14 protein-coding genes and 3 tRNA genes are annotated in these 20,012 nt (G+C 40.6%); 1 reads left to right on the top strand and 16 read right to left on the bottom strand.

Features of this window, described 5'->3' with window-relative positions:
- Positions 1 to 179 precede the first annotated feature (179 nt).
- From MF1_RS02760 to MF1_RS02685, 15 genes are all read right to left on the bottom strand, one after another.
- Positions 180 to 1,577: an L-serine ammonia-lyase gene (locus tag MF1_RS02760; RefSeq protein WP_014924145.1), complete on the bottom strand. Its 1,398-nt coding sequence runs from the start codon at positions 1,575 to 1,577 to the stop codon at positions 180 to 182.
- A 355-nt stretch (positions 1,578 to 1,932) separates the two neighbouring features.
- Positions 1,933 to 2,622, bottom strand: coding sequence for a nitroreductase (locus MF1_RS02755; protein WP_161510407.1), 690 nt, complete (start codon positions 2,620 to 2,622; stop codon positions 1,933 to 1,935).
- Between the two features lie 1,197 nt (positions 2,623 to 3,819).
- On the bottom strand, positions 3,820 to 8,028 hold the full coding sequence (rpoC, locus tag MF1_RS02745; protein WP_042995392.1) for a DNA-directed RNA polymerase subunit beta': 4,209 nt from the start codon (positions 8,026 to 8,028) through the stop codon (positions 3,820 to 3,822).
- Positions 8,029 to 8,203: 175 nt separating this feature from the next.
- Positions 8,204 to 12,355, bottom strand: coding sequence for a DNA-directed RNA polymerase subunit beta (rpoB, locus tag MF1_RS02740; RefSeq protein WP_161510406.1), 4,152 nt, complete (start codon positions 12,353 to 12,355; stop codon positions 8,204 to 8,206).
- A 297-nt stretch (positions 12,356 to 12,652) separates the two neighbouring features.
- Positions 12,653 to 13,024 (bottom strand): 50S ribosomal protein L7/L12, encoded by a 372-nt coding sequence (gene rplL / locus MF1_RS02735; RefSeq protein WP_011179457.1) that lies wholly within the window; start codon positions 13,022 to 13,024, stop codon positions 12,653 to 12,655.
- Positions 13,025 to 13,130: 106 nt separating this feature from the next.
- The gene (gene rplJ, locus MF1_RS02730; RefSeq protein WP_161510405.1) at positions 13,131 to 13,649 is read right to left on the bottom strand and encodes a 50S ribosomal protein L10; all 519 of its coding nucleotides are present in this window, start codon (positions 13,647 to 13,649) and stop codon (positions 13,131 to 13,133) included.
- A 367-nt stretch (positions 13,650 to 14,016) separates the two neighbouring features.
- Positions 14,017 to 14,715: a 50S ribosomal protein L1 gene (gene rplA / locus MF1_RS02725; protein ID WP_161510756.1), complete on the bottom strand. Its 699-nt coding sequence runs from the start codon at positions 14,713 to 14,715 to the stop codon at positions 14,017 to 14,019.
- A 4-nt stretch (positions 14,716 to 14,719) separates the two neighbouring features.
- Complete coding sequence (gene rplK / locus MF1_RS02720; protein WP_011179460.1) at positions 14,720 to 15,148, bottom strand: 50S ribosomal protein L11; 429 nt, start codon at positions 15,146 to 15,148, stop codon at positions 14,720 to 14,722.
- A 148-nt stretch (positions 15,149 to 15,296) separates the two neighbouring features.
- Positions 15,297 to 15,827, bottom strand: coding sequence for a transcription termination/antitermination protein NusG (gene nusG / locus MF1_RS02715; RefSeq protein WP_011179461.1), 531 nt, complete (start codon positions 15,825 to 15,827; stop codon positions 15,297 to 15,299).
- Positions 15,828 to 15,847: 20 nt separating this feature from the next.
- The gene (gene secE / locus MF1_RS02710; protein WP_011179462.1) at positions 15,848 to 16,060 is read right to left on the bottom strand and encodes a preprotein translocase subunit SecE; all 213 of its coding nucleotides are present in this window, start codon (positions 16,058 to 16,060) and stop codon (positions 15,848 to 15,850) included.
- Between the two features lie 196 nt (positions 16,061 to 16,256).
- Positions 16,257 to 16,332 (bottom strand) — tRNA-Trp (locus MF1_RS02705).
- A 59-nt stretch (positions 16,333 to 16,391) separates the two neighbouring features.
- The gene (gene tuf, locus MF1_RS02700) at positions 16,392 to 17,567 is read right to left on the bottom strand and encodes an elongation factor Tu (RefSeq protein WP_011179553.1); all 1,176 of its coding nucleotides are present in this window, start codon (positions 17,565 to 17,567) and stop codon (positions 16,392 to 16,394) included.
- A 185-nt stretch (positions 17,568 to 17,752) separates the two neighbouring features.
- Positions 17,753 to 17,826: transfer RNA gene (locus MF1_RS02695), tRNA-Gly, on the bottom strand.
- A 29-nt stretch (positions 17,827 to 17,855) separates the two neighbouring features.
- Positions 17,856 to 17,939: transfer RNA gene (locus MF1_RS02690), tRNA-Tyr, on the bottom strand.
- Positions 17,902 to 18,051: a hypothetical protein gene (locus MF1_RS02685; RefSeq protein ID WP_155245244.1), complete on the bottom strand. Its 150-nt coding sequence runs from the start codon at positions 18,049 to 18,051 to the stop codon at positions 17,902 to 17,904. The genes MF1_RS02690 and MF1_RS02685 overlap by 38 nt, the downstream gene beginning before the upstream one ends.
- A 97-nt stretch (positions 18,052 to 18,148) precedes the next feature.
- Here MF1_RS02685 and MF1_RS02680 point away from each other — a divergent pair, with 97 nt between their 5' ends.
- Positions 18,149 to 18,979 (top strand): TrmH family RNA methyltransferase, encoded by an 831-nt coding sequence (locus MF1_RS02680; protein ID WP_014924151.1) that lies wholly within the window; start codon positions 18,149 to 18,151, stop codon positions 18,977 to 18,979.
- Here MF1_RS02680 and MF1_RS02675 read toward each other — a convergent pair.
- Positions 18,969 to 19,709, bottom strand: coding sequence for a rhomboid family intramembrane serine protease (locus MF1_RS02675; protein ID WP_042995393.1), 741 nt, complete (start codon positions 19,707 to 19,709; stop codon positions 18,969 to 18,971). The genes MF1_RS02680 and MF1_RS02675 overlap by 11 nt on opposite strands.
- Between the last annotated feature and the right edge of the window lie 303 nt (positions 19,710 to 20,012).

Raw genomic sequence — 20,012 nt, 5'->3', positions numbered from 1 at the left:
GGAAAATCCTCTTCAATAACTCATAAAGGCACCCACGTGACATAGATGTTACGCAAAATCACCTAAGTCCTTTTCTAAACTTGTATTCTTTTCAACACACAAAGCAATTTTAAAGTGCAACTCTTTTATCAATAAACAAGCTGTAAGAAATTTATCAGATTAAAATATTGTTGCGCATTTTAACAGGATATTGCATTGACTGCGAGGCCACCTTTACTCGTTTCTTTATAGCGTTCACTCATATCATATCCGGTCTGGCGCATTGTTTCTATACAAGCATCAAGAGAAACAAAATGTCTTCCATTACCATGCAACGCAAGAGAAGAAGCAGTCACCGCCTTAACAGCACCCATTGCGTTGCGCTCAATACAAGGAACCTGTACAAGACCTGCAACTGGATCACATGTCATTCCCAAATGATGCTCAAGTGCAATCTCCGCGGCATTTTCAATTTGAGCCGGTGTACCACCCAACGCTGCAGTCAACCCTGCGGCTGCCATTGAAGATGCCGTTCCAACTTCCCCTTGACAACCAACTTCTGCACCAGAAATAGAAGCATTGTGTTTAATGACACCACCAATAGCTGCTGCTGTCAATAAAAAATTATGTATTCCCTCTCGATCTGAACCATCATTAAATTGAAGATAATAACGCAAAACTGCAGGCACAATACCAGCTGCGCCATTCGTGGGTGCAGTAACAACACGACCACCTGCTGCATTTTCCTCATTCACCGCTATAGCGTACACAGAAAGCCAGTCATTTGCCCAGATAGGGTGATTTCGATTCTTTTTGCGATTTTCCAAAAGCTTATCGTGCAATTTTTTAGCACGCCTTGGAACGCGCAATCCGCCCGGCAACTCACCTTCTTGTGAAAGCCCTCTATCAATACAATTTATCATAGCTGAAAAAATTTCATCAAGCCCAGTATCAAGAGCAGAACGCTCCATCTTTGTTTCTTCGTTAAAACGCTTCATTTCAGCAATTGAAAGTCCTGACTTTTCAGCCATTAATAACATTTTACTCGCAGAATCAAAAGGATATGGCACCTTAGATGTTTCTGGTTGTGTGTTGCCATTCATACGGCTTAATTCATCCTCAGTCACAACAAAACCACCGCCAATAGAATAATAAATCTGCCGTAAAAGAACATTTCCATCAGCATCAAGCCCCTCAAATGCAAGCCCATTAGGATGTCCAGGCAAGACTGTCTTTCGTTCAAAAATAAGATCTCTATGCGAATTAAACTGATAAGCGGGATGGCCTTCCGGTTGTACTTTTTTTTCCCGTTTAACCTTTTCTAACAACATCCCCATTTTATCAGGATCCACAGTAGAGGCCCCTTCTCCCAAAAGTCCTAATACAATAGCTCTATCTGTAGCATGGCCAATTCCCGTGAAAGCCAATGAACCATAAAGATATACACGTATATGAGAAACTCCAGCATAAGATGACCGAAAAAAATCCCGTGCAATAATCTCTTGCAAAAACATATTAGCAGCAGTCATCGGCCCCATTGTATGCGAACTGGAAGGACCAATACCAATTTTAAAAAGTTCAAAAACGGATAAAAACACTCATCACCTCAAAATTAAATACCAACTTCGAGTATAAGCCTTTTTATCGCCTTTGTCTCATTTAAAATCAGATTGTGAGATAAGCTAAAAAAATGACAGCACTAAACACGAATGTCGCTCGTCTTGCTACCATCCAACACTTCACTTCTATAGCGCTTTCCATAGCTAACCTTCAAAAAAAATCAATAATAATCCCCAAGATTTCGGAACAATCATCATTCTCTTAATACTGGAAACGTAGTAAAATAAATATTAACATGCAATGTTAAAATTCAATAAAAATGAAAGATTCCCACTAATATTTTGATAATATCTTAAGTTCTGAAAATCTTACGCTCAATTACATAAAAATATTCTATGAACAGGATTCAATAAAACGTACAAAATTCTCGATTGGTTCGCGTTCAGTTTCAAAATTGTTTTCAGGTGCGTTTACGTCGCGATAACCAAGTGCCATACCACAGATAATACGCCGATCAGAAGGCACAGATAAAAATGTCCGAATTTGTTTATGATAGTCAGCAAAAGCAGCTTGGGGACATGTATCTAATCCAAACCCCCGCGCTGCTAACATAATGGTTTGCATAAACATGCCTAAATCAAGCCAGCTTCCCATTTCCATGTCATGATCTATTGTAAATAAGAGTCCTACAGGTGCACCAAAAAATAAAAAATTTCGTGCCTTCTGATGAAGCATTTTTTCCTGATCACCTTTTTGGATTCCAAGACTCTTATAAAGATCTAAACCAACTTTTCGACGGCGAGAAATATAAGGCTCACGCCATTGACGTGGATAATAATGATATTCACGTTCTCCTTTTACTCCTGATAGCACAAGTTGTGAGAGTTCTTGTCCTATTTGCTGTAATACATTTCCCGTCAGAACAATCACTTGCCACGGTTGGAGATTTGTTCCAGATGGCGCACGTGCTGCAAGTCTTAAAACTTCTCTAATCGTTTCCCGTGTAACTGGCTGATCCGTAAAAGCGCGAATTGACTTTCGCGACAAAATAGATTGAAAAATATCAATAGGAAAATCCACCATCGGTTTTACTTTCTTTTTGAAAAATAAGTTTGAACATTATTGCTTTCTTATTCAACGCCAATGTTTTGCAAAAAACTTCGCAGTCCTTTTTATTCAGGCTTCTCATTCCCGAATGACTTACAGATTCTATGCCTTCAATGCTTATCATTAGAAAACAATACAGCCTCTCTCTTTTAAGAAGACCATCATCGGAAATGAGTGAATGAAATATATTTTAACATCAACGATTGACTCCCAATTCAGCTAAACTCTTAAAAAAGTCTCCTCGGTGCGTTCTAAATCATGCAGAAGATCACCGATATCGGCCTGCATCTGTTGTAAATTAGCTTATTTTTTATTAATCCCTGCAATTAATTCCTTAAGCTTTTTCTCATTATCCAATGGTTTTCCAATCATGTTCAACATATCGGATATTTCAGAAAAAGAAAATTTAACTCTTTTAGCACGTAGTATCTGTTTTTAATTTATGATGATCCGTTGGCGCATAAAACCGCACGTCCCCAAGGCGGAAAGGTACAAGCACCCCTTCTTCTTCACAATAATATAAAGTCCGAGCTGTTATTAAAAATTCCCGTGTCAATTCATCACTTGAATAATATCCGTACATTCTATCATTCTGTTATCAGAAATGTATCTGTCTTTTATAAAACTTTAGTTAGCATTTTATCCTCTGCTTTCCTGCGTTTCATATAAGGAAAGACAAAGTTCTCCAATCATGCAACCATTGTACAGCAGAAAATCGATTACTTTTCGAATTACAGGAAAGATTTTTGATCGTTCGTTATAATACCTCTTCAATCTTTATAGACAAAGAACCATCAAAAATTTTTCTAAAGCTATTCAAAAATAACAGTCACCTTATTTTCAGATAATCTATCCTTTTTCCTCAACACATGGCACTCAATCATATCTATCTTAAGCATCTTTCGATCTGGAATGTCTCGAAGATAAATTTCTACCTGATTGCTATCCATGAGAAACTTTATAAATTAAACAATAGATAAGATAAGGCTGCTATCACATAAGAAAACATTACAAGCAAAATGAGCTTCAAAAGTGCTCGAAACGACTATCACCCTACCGTTTTTACAGTCATATTTGTCAGAAAAATACACTATTTTTGCATTTTAAGATCTAAAAAAAACACCTGAATTCTCTATTCAGGCGCTTTTATATCGCTGCTGGCACGCATTCAAATTACTCAGCAGTTGCTCCGGTTGTCATATTTGTTAACATAATCTTAGCCACTTGGCTATCACTAGATTTGCGCCGTTCATCAACGATCAAATTGTCACGAACTGCAGCAATACGACGAATTTGAGCAATCGTACCACCTGTACCCGCAGGAATAAGACGACCAACAATAACATTCTCCTTAAGACCTTGCAAAGTATCAATCTTTCCGGAAACTGCTGCTTCAGTAAGCACTCGAGTTGTTTCCTGAAACGATGCTGCTGAAATAAAGGATGGTGTTTGAAGAGATGCTTTTGTAATCCCAAGCAGGATAGGATTACCAGAAGCAGGTCTTTTCCCTTCGGCAATTAAATTATCATTGATTTCATCTAATTCAATACGGTCAACATGATCACCTGGAATATAACCAGAATCTCCAGATTCAGTAATTTCAACTTTTTGCAACATTTGACGAACAATCACTTCAATGTGCTTGTCATTAATTAAAACGCCCTGCAAACGATAAACTTCCTGAATTTCATTAACAAGATAAGATGCCAAAGCTTCAACACCCTTAATCGCCAAGATATCATGAGGAGCTGGATTACCATCAAGGATATAATCCCCTTTTTCAATTTGGTCGCCTTCTTGGAAGTGAAACAACTTGCCCTTTGGAATCAAATATTCTACTGGTTCGAGAGTTTCATCATTTGGTTCAATGATAATACGACGCTTATTTTTATAACCACGACCAAATTGAATTGTACCACTAACTTCGGCAATAATAGCATGATCTTTCGGACGCCGCGCTTCAAAAAGCTCAGCCACACGTGGAAGACCACCTGTAATATCTTTTGTTTTAGCACTTTCCATTGGCAAGCGAGCAATAACATCACCTGCCTTAACATGGGCACCAGGCTCAACAGAAAGAATAGTATCCACTGACATCATATAACGGGCTTCACCTCCCTTATATTTGGCAATGGCTTCACCTTTCTTGTCTGCATGGATGATAATGGCTGGTTTTAGATCAGCACCACGTGGATTAGCACGCCAATCAATCACTAAACGCTTCGTAATACCCGTAGATTCATCAGCCGTTTCAGTCACTGATAAACCATCAATCATGTCTTCAAAACCTACATACCCCTCAACTTCAGTAAGAATTGGACGCGTATAGGGATCCCATTCTGCAATACGTTGACCACATTTAACAACATCACCATCATCAACAAAAATACGCGCACCATAGCTAATACGATGCACAACCCGCTCTTTTCCGGATCCATCCTTGATAAGGATAACCATATTACGTCCCATAACCACTAAATGGCCTTCAGAATTATGAACCACATTGCGATTACGAATCTCTACTGTACCTTCATAAGATGCTTCTAAATGAGACGAATCCACAACCTGCGCCGTTCCCCCCAAGTGGAAAGTACGCATAGTAAGCTGAGTTCCTGGTTCACCAATTGACTGAGCGGCAATAACACCAACGGCCTCACCCTGATTAACCGGTGTCCCACGCGCCAAATCACGACCATAGCATTTGGCACAAACACCAAGGCGCGTTTCACATGTCAAAGCAGAGCGGATTTGAACAGACTGGATTCCGGCTTCTTCAATTTTAGCAACATCAGTCTCCTCAATCATCACACCACCTTCAACAATAACCTCTCCAGAAACTGGATGCAGAATATCAACAAGCGCTGTGCGACCAAGAATTCGTTGCCCAAGAGACGCAACAATTTGTCCTGCATCAACAATTGGCTGCATGGTAAGACCCTTTGCAGTACCACAATCAACTGCTGAAATAATAGCATCCTGTGCAACATCAACAAGACGCCGTGTTAGATAACCAGAGTTGGCAGTTTTTAATGCAGTATCAGCAAGACCTTTACGTGCACCGTGAGTGGAGTTAAAGTACTCATTAACAGTTAGGCCTTCCTTAAAGTTTGAAATGATTGGTGTTTCAATAATTTCACCTGATGGTTTTGCCATTAACCCACGCATACCAGCCAACTGTTTCATCTGGTTAGCAGAACCACGCGCACCGGAATGCGACATCATATAGATCGAATTCATTGGCCGCTGACGACCTGTTTTAGGATCAAATTCGACAGCCTGAATACGTTTCATCATTTCATCTGCAACGCGATCCGTACATTTCCCCCAAGCATCTACAACTTTGTTATATTTTTCACCTTGTGTAATCAGACCATCATTATATTGCTGTTCATACTCTTTAGCCAAAGCTTCCGTTTCTGCAACCAAACGTAACTTGCTATCAGGGATAACCATATCATCCTTACCAAATGAAATTCCCGCACGACAAGCATGAGAAAAGCCAAGCTGCATAATACGGTCACAGAAAATAACCGTCTCTTTTTGCCCACAGTGTCGATAAACCTGATCAATCATTTTAGAAATGTTCTTTTTAGTCATTTCTTGATTAACAATATCAAAGGAGATATTCGGGTTTTTTGGTAAAAGCTCACCAATAATCAAACGACCAGGTGTTGTATCATAAAGTTTAGCAACTTCTTTTCCGTCCTTATCGATATTTTTAACACGGCCTTTGATTTTCGTGTGAAGAGTTACAACCTTATTTTCCAGAGCATGATGGAGCTCACCCATATCAGAAAAAGCCATCCCCTCACCTGGTTCTTTTTCAGAAACAATCGAAAGATAGTAAAGACCAAGAACCATATCCTGTGACGGAACAATGATTGGCGCACCATTGGCTGGATGAAGAATATTATTGGTCGACATCATTAAAACACGCGCTTCAAGCTGTGCTTCAAGAGAAAGCGGAACGTGAACCGCCATCTGATCACCATCAAAATCCGCATTAAAAGCAGTACACACCAATGGATGAAGCTGTATAGCTTTTCCCTCAATCAAAATAGGCTCAAAGGCTTGAATCCCCAAACGGTGCAATGTCGGCGCACGATTCAGCAAAACAGGATGTTCACGAATAACCTCATCCAAGATATCCCAAACTTCTGGATGCTCTTTCTCAACAAGCTTTTTTGCCTGTTTTACAGTTGATGAATATCCCTTCGCATCAAGCCGTGCATAAATAAATGGCTTAAATAATTCGAGAGCCATTTTTTTGGGAAGACCACACTGATGTAATTTTAATTCAGGACCTGTCACAATAACAGAACGCCCTGAGTAATCAACACGTTTTCCAAGTAAGTTTTGACGGAAACGCCCTTGCTTACCCTTTAGCATGTCTGAAAGAGATTTTAGCGGACGCTTATTGGCTCCAGTAATCACACGCCCACGCCGGCCGTTATCAAATAATGCATCAACAGCTTCTTGCACCATACGTTTTTCATTGCGAACAATAATCCCAGGAGCACGCAACTCAATCAGTCGTTTCAACCGGTTATTACGATTTATAACCCGCCGATAAAGATCGTTCAAATCGGACGTAGCAAAACGACCACCATCAAGTGGAACCAATGGACGTAAATCCGGTGGAATAACCGGAATCGTTTTCATAATCATCCACTCCGGTCTATTGCCAGATTCAAGGAAATTCTCAACAATCTTAAGCCGTTTAATCAGTTTTTTCTGCTTTAATTCCGAAGTTGTCTCAGACAATTCGACACGCAAATCATTAGCAATTTTCTCCAACTCCATACCAGCTAGAAGTTCGTAAATAGCCTCAGCACCAATCATAGCTGTAAACTGATCTTCCCCGAACTCATCAATAGCAAGCATATACTCTTCTTCAGAAAGAAGCTGATGAAGCTTAAGGGATGTCAACCCTGATTCCGTTACAATATAATTCTCAAAATAGAGAACCCGTTCAATATCTTTCAAAGTCAAATCTAAAAGTGTGGAAATGCGACCTGGTAATGATTTAAGGAACCAAATATGAGCGACAGGTGCTGCAAGTTCAATGTGTCCCATACGCTCACGACGTACACGCGAAAGAGTAACCTCTACACCACATTTTTCACAGATAATGCCCTTATATTTCATGCGTTTATATTTACCGCATAGACATTCGTAGTCTTTAATCGGGCCAAATATACGTGCACAGAAAAGACCATCACGCTCTGGCTTAAAAGTCCTATAATTAATAGTCTCAGGCTTCTTGATCTCACCATACGACCAAGACAAAATCTTCTCAGGGCTCGCAATTGAAATACGAATAGAGTCAAATGTCTGCGCTGGCGCCTGAGGATTGAAAAGATTCATGACCTCGTGGTTCATGCCGTTCTCCTTCAAAGATTCTTAGAACCTATTGTAATATCTCATCAATTTTATTACAGACTTTATTTAAAATCTGTTTCTACTTTTTAACACTGTCTGTACGACCTTAATAGCAATTCCTTTATTTAACCTATCAGAACAATCAGAGCGCACTCTTTCCACTGCGCTCGTTAAATTATTGTTCTGTTGTATCAGACAATACTCGTTGTGCGATAAGCTCACGTGCATCATCAAGTTCTACATTAAGAGCAAGTGAACGCATCTCTTTCACCAACACATTAAAGCTCTCGGGTATACCTGCCTCAAATGTATCGTCACCGCGCACAATCGCCTCATAAACTTTTGTTCGACCAGCCACATCATCCGATTTCACTGTCAGCATCTCCTGCAAAGTATATGCTGCACCGTAAGCTTCAAGTGCCCAAACCTCCATTTCACCAAAACGCTGACCACCAAATTGTGCCTTACCACCTAATGGCTGCTGTGTAACAAGTGAATACGGACCAATCGAACGCGCATGAATCTTATCATCAACAAGGTGATGCAATTTCAACATATAAATATACCCCACCGTCACCGGACGATCAAAAGGCTCTCCAGTACGACCATCATAAAGCACAACCTGCCCTGAGCTATCCAAGTCCGCATCTTCGAGCATCATGTTGATATCAGCTTCATGTGCTCCATCAAAAACAGGTGTTGCAATTGAAACGCCTTTCCTCATCTGTAGCGCTAATTTGTAAAGGCTCTCATTATCGTACTGACGTACTGGTTCATTATGATCATTATCAGGCATAAGATTCTCGATACGCTGACGCAAAGGAAATATATCCCCTGTTTCTTGATACAAATCCACCAAATCGCCAATCTTCTTACCCATACCTGCACATGCCCATCCAAGATGTGTCTCAAGAATTTGACCAACATTCATACGACTAGGCACACCAAGTGGATTCAAGACGATATCAGCATGGGTTCCATCTTCAAGAAATGGCATATCTTCTATTGGAAGAATACGTGATACAACACCCTTATTACCATGACGTCCCGCCATCTTATCACCTGGTTGGATTTTGCGCTTTACAGCCACAAAAACCTTCACCATCTTCATGACACCAGGAGGCATTTCATCACCTCTCTGGACCTTCTCAACTTTATCCATAAAGCGACGTTGCAACGCTTCTTTTGATTCATCATACTGCTTGCGCAAAGCCTCAATTTCACTTTGAAGCTTTTCATCCTCAACGGTAAATTGCCACCACTGCGATCGTGGATAATGACCCATTATCGTATTATCAAGCTTCTTGCCTTTCGAAAAGCCTTTCGGACCTTCTACAGCAATTTTGCCTGTCAACATATCAGTAAGACGCGCATAAACATTACGATCAAGGATTGATTGTTCATCATCACGATCTTTAGCTAAACGTTCAATTTCCTCACGTTCAATGGCCATTGCACGTTCATCCTTTTCCACACCATGGCGGTTAAAAACACGAACTTCAACAACAGTCCCAAAAGCCCCAGGAGGCATTCGCATAGAAGTATCACGAACATCTGAAGCCTTTTCCCCAAAAATTGCACGCAGAAGTTTCTCTTCCGGTGTCATAGGACTCTCACCCTTTGGTGTAATTTTACCAACCAAAATATCACCAGGCTGAACTTCAGCACCAATATAGATAATTCCAGCCTCATCAAGATTCCTTAAGGACTCTTCCGCAACATTTGGAATATCACGCGTAATTTCTTCAGGACCAAGCTTTGTATCACGTGCAGCAACCTCAAACTCCTCAATATGAATCGAAGTAAAGACATCATCGGCAACGATACGCTCGGAAAGCAAAATGGAATCTTCATAATTGTACCCATTCCAAGGCATAAATGCCACAAGAACATTCCGACCAAGAGCTAGATCACCAAGATCCGTAGACGGACCATCCGCAATGATATTTCCCTTCTCTACCCGATCACCAACATGCACGAGAGGACGCTGATTAATACAAGTGGATTGATTGGAACGTTGAAATTTCTGTAAACGGTAAATATCAACCCCAGACTTTGAAGGATCTAAATCTTCTGTCGCACGAATAACAATACGGGTTGCATCAACTTGATCAACAATACCACCACGCTTTGCACTAACAGCAGCCCCTGAATCGCGAGCTACTATTGATTCCATACCCGTACCAACAAATGGTGCTTCAGCGCGTACAAGCGGAACGGCTTGACGCTGCATATTCGATCCCATCAACGCACGATTTGCATCATCATTTTCCAAAAATGGAATGAGAGCAGCAGCTACTGAAACTAACTGCTTTGGTGAAACATCCATCAAATCGACATGATCTCGCGGCGCCATCAAAACTTCCCCCGCATGACGGCAAACAACAAATTCGTCTGTAAAACGTCCCTCAGCGTCTAATGAAGAATTCGCCTGAGCCACATAATGCTTTGACTCTTCCATAGCAGAAAGATAAATAACTTCCGTTGTCACTTTACCATCAATAATTTTGCGATATGGACTTTCAATAAAACCATATTTATTAACCCGCGCAAAAGTTGCTAAGGAATTAATCAGACCAATATTAGGGCCTTCCGGCGTTTCAATCGGACAAATACGACCATAATGCGTAGGATGCACGTCACGAACTTCAAAGCCTGCACGTTCTCGTGTCAAGCCGCCTGGACCAAGAGCAGAAAGACGGCGCTTATGGGTAATTTCGGACAATGGATTGGTTTGGTCCATAAACTGCGACAATTGCGAAGACCCAAAAAATTCACGAACCGCTGCAGCAGCTGGCTTTGCGTTAATCAAATCCTGGGGCATGACAGTATCAATTTCAACCGATGACATACGCTCTTTTATCGCACGCTCCATACGAAGCAAACCAATGCGATATTGATTTTCCATCAATTCCCCAACTGAACGAACGCGACGATTGCCAAGATTATCAATATCATCAATTTCACCACGACCATCACGCAATTCAACCAACATTTTAACAACAGCAAGAATATCTTCCTGACGCAAAATGCGAACCGTATCTGGACAATCAAGATCCATACGTAAATTCATCTTAACACGTCCAACAGCCGAAAGATCATAACGTTCTGGATCAAAAAATAACGAATGGAACATAGCTGCTGCTGTATCCATTGTTGGTGGCTCACCTGGACGCATCACTCGATAAATATCAAACAACGCATCTTGCTGACTTTCATTTTTATCCACCTTTAAAGTATTGCGGATATATGCTCCAATATTCATGTGATCAATATCAAGAATATTAATTTGGTCAGCACTAACATCAAACAAAATTTTTAATGCTTTTTCATCAATTTCATCACCAGCTTCAAGGTAAATTTCACCTGTCTGGTAGTTAACTATATCTTCCGCTAAATAGGACCCTAATAAATCATCCTCAGTGATTTTAACCGCCTTTAGACCCTTTTCTGCTAAAGCTTTCGCAGCACGAACTGTTAGCTTTTTACCAGCCTCGGCAACAACTTCACCACTGTCTGCATCTACAAGATCAGAAATGAGCTTTACTCCTTTAAAGCGAGCAACAGAATAAGGAATGCGCCATCCATCCCCATCCCGTTCATAGGCAACTTTATTATAAAAAGTTGACAAAATATCTGATGCATCCATACCTAATGCCATCAAAAGACTCGTAATAGGAATCTTACGTCGCCGATCAATACGAGCATAAATGATGTCCTTAGCATCAAATTCAATATCAAGCCAAGAACCACGATAAGGAATAACACGGGCAGCAAAAAGAAACTTTCCCGATGAATGCGATTTTCCTTTATCATGATCAAAAAAGACACCGGGAGAACGATGCATCTGTGAAACAATAACACGCTCAGTACCATTAACGATAAAGGTACCATTCGTGGTCATTAAAGGCATATCGCCCATATAAACGCCTTGCTCTTTAATATCTTTGATATCTTTCGAACCAGTATCCTCATCAACATCAAAAACGATTAAACGCAATATCACCTTTAATGGCGCAGCATAAGTCAAATCACGTTGACGGCATTCTTCAACATCAAATTTTGGTAAATCAAATTCATAACCAACAAACTCGAGCATAGCTGTACCGGAAAAATCCGAAATAGGAAATACCGATTTAAACACAGCCTGCAAGCCTTCATCTGGACGCCCACCTTTCGGCTCCTCAATCATGAGAAACTGATCATATGATGCTTTTTGAACCTCAATAAGATTTGGCATTTCCGTCACTTCAGGAATCTTACCAAAAAACTTGCGTACGCGCTTACGACCATTGAATTGAGACGTCATTGCTAGGGTCTGAGCCATTATCGCTCCTCGATCTTTACTCTTCAAGGGAGACTAAACCTTGAAAGCTTTACATCATTAACCTGCACATGCAGACCAGTTCATTATGATACTCAATAGTGAGTACCACCAACTTGCCCCATTAATTAACACCAGCCGATCCACTTACTTGGCTTCACGACAGGGGCACTAGGAGTAAACCCCACATATCCGTTACAGTTACTAAACCGTTGAGAAAAGGGTTCCATTAATCGCCTTTCCTTTTTTCAAGAGAAAGAAGAAAATCGGTGAACATAAATGCCCACCGATAAAATTAAATTACTTAAATTCAACTTTAGCACCAGCAGCTTCAAGTTGAGATTTAATTTTTTCTGCTTCATCTTTAGAAGCACCCTCTTTAATAGGTTTAGGTGCTCCTTCAACCAGATCCTTAGCTTCTTTAAGGCCAAGTCCAGTAAGAGCGCGAACTTCTTTAATGACATTAATTTTCTGCGCACCACAGTCAACAAGAATAACATCAAACTCTGTCTTTTCTTCAGCAGCTGGAGCAGCAGCACCCGCAACAGTAGCTACAGCCACAGGAGCAGCAGCCGAAACGCCCCATTTTTCTTCAAGCAACTTAGAAAGCTCAGCAGCTTCCAAAAGGGTTAGGTTAGAAAGGTCTTCTACGATCTTCGCTAGATCAGCCATTTTAAAATTCCTTCAATTAAAAGATTCGAACCATTGTTTAGAATTTATTTAAAAAAACAGAAAAGCATCATCATAGCTCTTCTATCAACATGAACACAAAACAAGCCTAAGCCGTTTTACTCTCCTGAGCATATGCGCCAATGACACGTGCAACTTGACCAGCAGGTGCATTAACAATCTGTGCAATACGGGTTGCAGGGGTAGAAATCATACCAACGAGTTTCGCCCGCAACTCATTTAATGAAGGCAATGAAGCCAAAGACTTCACAGCATCTACACTCAAACTTGTTGCACCCATTGAACCGCCAAGAATGACAAATTTGTCATTGTTTTTCGCAAAATCAACAGCAACTTTTGGTGCCGTAATTGGGTCTTCTGAATAAGCAATAAGTGTCTGCCCAGTAAACAAATCCACTATCGATTCAGATTCCGTGCCCTGAAGAGCAATTTTAGCAAGACGGTTTTTGGCGACTTTAACAGCACCGCCAGCTTCACCCATTTTCGAACGAAGACTATTCATCTGTAAAACTGTCAAACCGGAATAATGTGCAACAACAACAGAACCAGACTTTCGAAAAGCCTCGTTAAGCCATGTGACAAATTCGCGTTTTTCCGCTCTATTCACTGTCTCTCTCCATTTGACAGATTTGTTTTAAACAAATCTGTTGGTTACCTTTGATAACATAAAATATTTCATGCTATCGATGAGGATCCTGTCCCCTTTTTCACGCACAGCGATCAAAGGCAACCCTGGCTCAAACCCTTTAAGTTTTTAAACTTTACAGTTTTTACTCCAGTCTCATGCAGGCTTTCTTTAGATTAAGATACTCAAATAGTATCACCCACAATCTCGGACAGGATATTCCGAAATTTCTTCCGGTATAACCCAAGCTTGATAAAGCTTAGATAGCCCAATGCCGGCAAAAACCGACACTTTAAATACAACTTTGATATTCACCTACCCAAAAATAAAATTACAAGTCTGCTCATAGCTACTCTGAACAAACGGTCGCAGGATCAACTTTAATTCCAATCCCCATAGTAGAAGAAACTGCAACACGCTTAATATATTCACCTTTTGCACCTTGCGGCCTAGCTTTAATAACCGCACTAGCAAAAGCTTTAATATTTTCTACTATCTTCTCAACCCCAAAAGAAGCCTTACCAATACCAGCATGCACAATACCAGCCTTTTCAACGCGAAACTCAACAGCACCACCCTTAGAAGCTTTAACAGTATTGGCAATATCAAGTGTCACAGTACCAACTTTGGGATTCGGCATTAAATTCCTTGGACCAAGAATCTTACCAAGACGACCAACAAGAAGCATCATGTCCGGCGTAGCAATACAACGATCAAAATCAATTGTCCCACTATTAATGCTTTCAAACAAGTCTTCAGCCCCCACAATATCAGCACCTGAAGCCTTAGCTTCCTCAGCTTTTTCTCCACGTGCGAAAACAGCAACACGGACATTACGTCCAGTCCCATTGGGTAAATGAGCAACACCTCGAACCATTTGATCTGCATGACGAGGATCAACACCCAAGTTCATGGAAATCTCTATTGTTTCATCAAACTTAGCAACTGCACGCTCTTTAACCATCGAAACCGCATCTTTTAAAGCGTAAAGTTCATTAAAATCAATATCTTTACGTATATCTTTTATTCTCTTTGCCACTTTTCTCATAACATTAGCCCACCACTTCCAAGCCCATAGAGCGAGCAGAACCTTCAACCATGCGCATTGCTGCCTCAATGTCATTTGCGTTAAGATCCTTCATCTTTGCTTCTGCAATTGAACGAATTTTATCCCGAGAGATCCTTCCGACAGACACTTTACCAGGTTCTTTTGAACCAGATTTCAAATTTACTTCCTTCTTCAAGAAAAATGATACAGGAGGCGTTTTTAGAGAAAATGTGAAAGATTTATCTTGGTAATAAGTGATAATAACTGGAATCGGTGCACCCTTTTCCATTTCCTGGGTCGCCGCATTAAATGCCTTACAGAATTCCATGATATTAATACCACGCTGACCAAGAGCAGGACCAATCGGTGGAGACGGGGTAGCCGCTCCTGCAGGAACCTGCAACTTGAGCTGACCTATACTTTTTTTTGCCATAATAATCTGCCTTCAATTTTACCGGTAAGCTGACAACTTATCTTGCCAGCCACCGACTGCAGTTGAGTGGTCCGGATCATTAAGCCGACAAAAGCCATAAATCACCTCCCACCAGTTACTTAAAGTGATTAAAACACCTTAAGCTTAATCAGAGTTTTTCAACCTGACCAAATTCCAAATCAACAGGCGTAGGACGCCCAAAAATCAGCACCTCAACCTTAAGACGAGAGCGTTCTTCTTCAACCTCTTGAACAATTCCATTAAACGAAACAAAAGGACCATCAGCAACACGAACTTGCTCGCCAACCTCAAATAATACAGATGACTTCGGAGATTCGACCCCTTCCTGAACTTGTTTAAGAATTTGCTCAGCTTCTCGATCAGAAATGGGAATAGGACGCGAATCCGAACCTAAAAAACCTGTCACTTTAGGTGTATTCTTAATGAGATGATAAACCTCATCTGTCAACTCAGCACAAACAAGAACATAACCGGGAAAAAATTTCCGCTCAGTATCAACCTTACGACCACGACGAACCTCAACAACACGCTCTGTAGGAACAAAAATCTTTTCAAACAGATGATCGAGCCCTTTTTGCTTCGCCTCCTTGTCAATAGCTTCCGCTATTTTCTTTTCAAAATTTGAATATGCTTGAACAATATACCAACGAGCAGCCACAGTCACACTTCCTTACACTATCAATTAAAAAGATACTTCAGGAGATCAATACCATGCCAAACACTAAAATGCATAATCTGATCCACAATAAAAAAGAAAGCTGCAGCCAATGACGTCACCAATAACACCATAAAAGTAGAGATCACCGTCTCACGACGCGTAGGCCACTTTACCTTAATTGTTTCTGCATAAACCTGTTTTAAAAAGGTAATGGGATTGGTTTTAGATGTCATCAGTACACTATACTCTTTCTAACCTTATTGTGATTTATAAAACAAAATAAAAACGAAAAAAATGTAAAATGCTACCCTTCAGCCTTATACAGTTTCCTCATCTTCTACTCAATACCGATTCACACACAAAAAAACAAGCCCCATACAAAAAGCAATTTAAATCTACCTCCTCACCAACGAAAACCCTACTAATCTCTGGCAGGGGCAGCAGGGCTTGAACCCGCGACCTGCGGTTTTGGAGACCGCCGCTCTACCAACTGAGCTATACCCCTAACTCTTAAAATCAAAATGCCTTTAAATACACCTTCAATAACTATTATTAAACCATTATTTATTCAATGATCTTAGAAACGATACCTGCACCAACAGTACGCCCCCCTTCACGAATAGCAAAGCGAAGTTTTTCTTCCATTGCAATCGGAACGATCAAAGAGACATCCATAGCGACATTATCGCCAGGCATAACCATCTCTATACCTTCTGGAAGCGTAACAATTCCGGTCACATCCGTGGTACGGAAGTAAAACTGAGGACGATAATTCGTAAAAAATGGAGTATGACGCCCACCTTCATCTTTCGTTAAAATGTAAGCCTCTGCTTTAAATCTAGTATGAGGGGTAACCGAACCAGGCTTCGCCAAAACTTGACCACGCTCGATCCCTTCACGATCAACACCACGAAGCAGTGCACCAATGTTATCACCGGCTTGACCTTGATCCAAAAGCTTGCGGAACATCTCAACCCCTGTAACTGTCGTCTTAGACGTTGGACGAATGCCGATAATCTCAATTTCCTCACCAACTTTAATAACACCACGCTCAACACGACCAGTCACAACAGTTCCACGACCGGAAATCGAAAAAACATCTTCAATCGGTAACAAAAACGGTTGATCAACAGGACGCTCAGGCGTCGGTATATAATTATCAACTTCACTCATTAAAAGACGAACCGCATCTTCACCAATGCTTTTATCTTTATCTTCAAGTGCCGCCAACGCAGATCCTTTAACTATTGGGATATCATCTCCTGGAAAATCATATTTTGATAAAAGCTCCCGAATCTCAAGCTCAACAAGCTCCAAAAGTTCAGCATCATCAACTTGATCAACTTTATTAAGAAAAACAACAATTGCCGGAACACCCACCTGACGCGCAAGCAAAATATGCTCACGAGTCTGAGGCATTGGACCATCAGCGGCAGAAACAACCAAAATCGCCCCATCCATCTGTGCCGCTCCCGTAATCATGTTCTTCACATAATCCGCATGCCCAGGACAATCAACATGTGCATAGTGCCGCTTCTCTGTCTCATATTCAACATGCGCCGTAGAAATAGTAATTCCACGTGCACGCTCCTCAGGTGCCGCATCAATTTGGTCATAAGCTTTAAATTCACCAAAATATTTCGTAATCGCTGCTGTCAATGAGGTCTTCCCATGGTCAACGTGACCAATCGTACCAATATTAACATGCGGCTTCGTACGTTCAAATTTGCTCTTTGCCATCGCTGTTAATCTCTTGTTTGTTAACACCTGGAAACAGGCTTGCACAATTGAATTAAACCAACTTGATACATCTATCACAACTCTTAGACAGTAAATCCTGTCCAATTTATGATGTATGATGGAAGGGCCCTCCCATCATGCTTACTCGCCTAATCATCAACAACTATCTAGCATCAATAAACGCTTGGAGCGGGTAGCGGGAATCGAACCCGCATATTCAGCTTGGAAGGCTGCTGCTCTACCATTGAGCTATACCCGCATACCACGTAATAACTCTCCTTCGATGAATGGTGGAGGGGGTTGGATTCGAACCAACGTAGCATACGCAACGGATTTACAGTCCGCCCCCTTTAACCACTCGGGCACCCCTCCATTCCATCGGCACAGTTGCGCGACGAGGCATCGCTGCAACCAAAATCTTGACTACCTGTTCAATGCAAATTGGCTGCGGAGTGGTTATGCCGGTTACTATCGTATCTGTCAACAGAATAAATACGATTCCGTACAAATTTCCTGCTAATAATTTCCAAACAACAACTTTTTTCTCTCTACTTTTGTCATAACCACGCTATAAAGAAGATATGAAAGAAAAAATGTCGAAAAATTTTCACTATGCTCATCTACAAGATCGATCTCGGGATAAAAAAAGCTTTCCCTTTCGACCTGCAGCGCACCTGAAACAGAAAGCAGCTCCCTTGAGACAAGGAACAATCCGTCTTTACGGTTTTCATACAGTTAATGCAGCTTTAAAAAATCCTAAAAGAGTTTTTGGACATCTCTATATCACATTAAATGCCTTAAAGCGATTAAATATACCCAAATCAGATTTACCTTGTTCCGTCACATTATACTCACCCAAACAACTTGATTCGCTCGTTGGAAGTGACGCAGTTCATCAAGGCATTATCTTGGAAACTGAATCCCTCAAGCCATGCCAATTGTCTGAACTAACGAATACCGATCTTGTCATTGTCATGGATCAAATTACCGATCCACATAATGTCGGTGCTATTATGCGTTCTGCAATTGCATTTAAAGCTGGAGCACTTATTACCACTTGTCGCCACTCTCCCCAAGAAAGTGGCGTTCTTGCTAAAGCCGCGTCGGGAGCTTTGGAGATAATTAATTATATCACCGTACGAAACCTTGCCGAAACACTTCAAGAACTTCATAAAGCAGGTTTTATCAGCCTTGGCCTCGATTCAGAAGGCGACCATTCCCTAGAAACAGCATTAACAGGAAGAAAAATCGCCCTTGTTCTAGGAGCAGAAGGTAAAGGCTTACGCAAAAAAACACGTGAAACCGTTTGCGCCTTAACACGTCTTGATATGCCCGGAAATATTAAATCATTAAATGTTTCAAACGCAGCAACAATAGCGCTCTACGTGGCTCATAAATATCTTAGAACGTAATTTTTGCTTTACTGCGCGAAATATCAAAAAAACCAACTAACAAAAAGCCTGAAAAAAGCCCACCAATATGAGCCTCCCATGCAATTGAAATATCCCCCCTTTCAAACAGAGAGGACGAAATACCTATAATAAAATTAACAATTAGCCATACACCAATATAAACAAGCACCGTCCTTGAACAAAGCGCTTTTTTAATCGACCACAAAGGGCCAAAAAATCTTTCATTCTGGGTACTGAAACCAAAATGAACAGGGGAAAAACCGTAACGTGCAACAGCACCCATCATTCCAGAAATTGCACCCGACGCCCCAACAAGCGATACCATACTAGCTTGATGAAATGAAAAATAAGTCAACGCAGAAATAGCTGCCGTTAACACCCAAAAAATTAAAAAACGTAAACTGCCAAAATGTCTTACCAAAGGAGACCCAAAAACCAAAAGCCAAGCCATATTAATAGCAATATGTTCGAAACTACCATGCATGAATGAATAACTCATAATAGTGTGAGCAAATGCTAAAGGCTCAGCCTTGAATAAGACGGGCCTAAACGAAAAAAATTCAAGGCTTTCAATATAGAGCTGATCAGAAAAAAAATACTGGGGAATGCAATAAATACAAAAACAAAGTGCTATCAAAACAACAATAACAAATGGAACATTCAACAATGGTGCTTTAGGCTGTTTTGGTAACAAAAGAGGATTATTACATTGGTGGTCAGCATCTTTCATTGTAGAAAATCTCGTACTCTTTAACAGAATTGACAGCTTGTTGCACAAAATAAATATATCAATTTTAATAATAAAAAAAACCGAACGTTTAAATTTACATTCTTTTGGTTCTTCCTCCTAGAGCCGAATATCTTTATGTAAAAATGTTTTTGTATCTTATACAAAAGATTTCCCAAAAAACGGATATCAAGAACACCATCCCCAAAATTGCTGTACTAAGCAAATTAAAATTGAGATTGTTTAAATTAGCTGAAATTTCTATTGTATCAACACAATCTTGATTATTAAGCTATTTAACGCGCA

It is taken from the genome of Bartonella quintana, from assembly GCF_009936175.1.
GTDB classification, from domain to species: domain Bacteria; phylum Pseudomonadota; class Alphaproteobacteria; order Rhizobiales; family Rhizobiaceae; genus Bartonella; species Bartonella quintana.
This window is presented reverse-complemented; position numbering and strand designations above follow the sequence as displayed.

Excerpts from the sequence above, each read along its gene's own strand:
- rplA (WP_161510756.1), bottom strand. The coding sequence starts at position 14,715 with ATGAGAAAAGTGGCAAAGAGAATAAAAGATATACGTAAAGATATTGAT.
- rpoC (WP_042995392.1), bottom strand. The coding sequence starts at position 8,028 with ATGAACCACGAGGTCATGAATCTTTTCAATCCTCAGGCGCCAGCGCAG.
- rpoB (WP_161510406.1), bottom strand. The coding sequence starts at position 12,355 with ATGGCTCAGACCCTAGCAATGACGTCTCAATTCAATGGTCGTAAGCGC.
- rplK (WP_011179460.1), bottom strand. The coding sequence starts at position 15,148 with ATGGCAAAAAAAAGTATAGGTCAGCTCAAGTTGCAGGTTCCTGCAGGA.
- MF1_RS02675 (WP_042995393.1), bottom strand. The coding sequence starts at position 19,709 with ATGAAAGATGCTGACCACCAATGTAATAATCCTCTTTTGTTACCAAAA.
- rplL (WP_011179457.1), bottom strand. The coding sequence starts at position 13,024 with ATGGCTGATCTAGCGAAGATCGTAGAAGACCTTTCTAACCTAACCCTT.
- secE (WP_011179462.1), bottom strand. The coding sequence starts at position 16,060 with ATGACATCTAAAACCAATCCCATTACCTTTTTAAAACAGGTTTATGCA.
- MF1_RS02755 (WP_161510407.1), bottom strand. The coding sequence starts at position 2,622 with ATGGTGGATTTTCCTATTGATATTTTTCAATCTATTTTGTCGCGAAAG.
- MF1_RS02680 (WP_014924151.1), top strand. The coding sequence starts at position 18,149 with ATGAAAGAAAAAATGTCGAAAAATTTTCACTATGCTCATCTACAAGAT.
- tuf (WP_011179553.1), bottom strand. The coding sequence starts at position 17,567 with ATGGCAAAGAGCAAATTTGAACGTACGAAGCCGCATGTTAATATTGGT.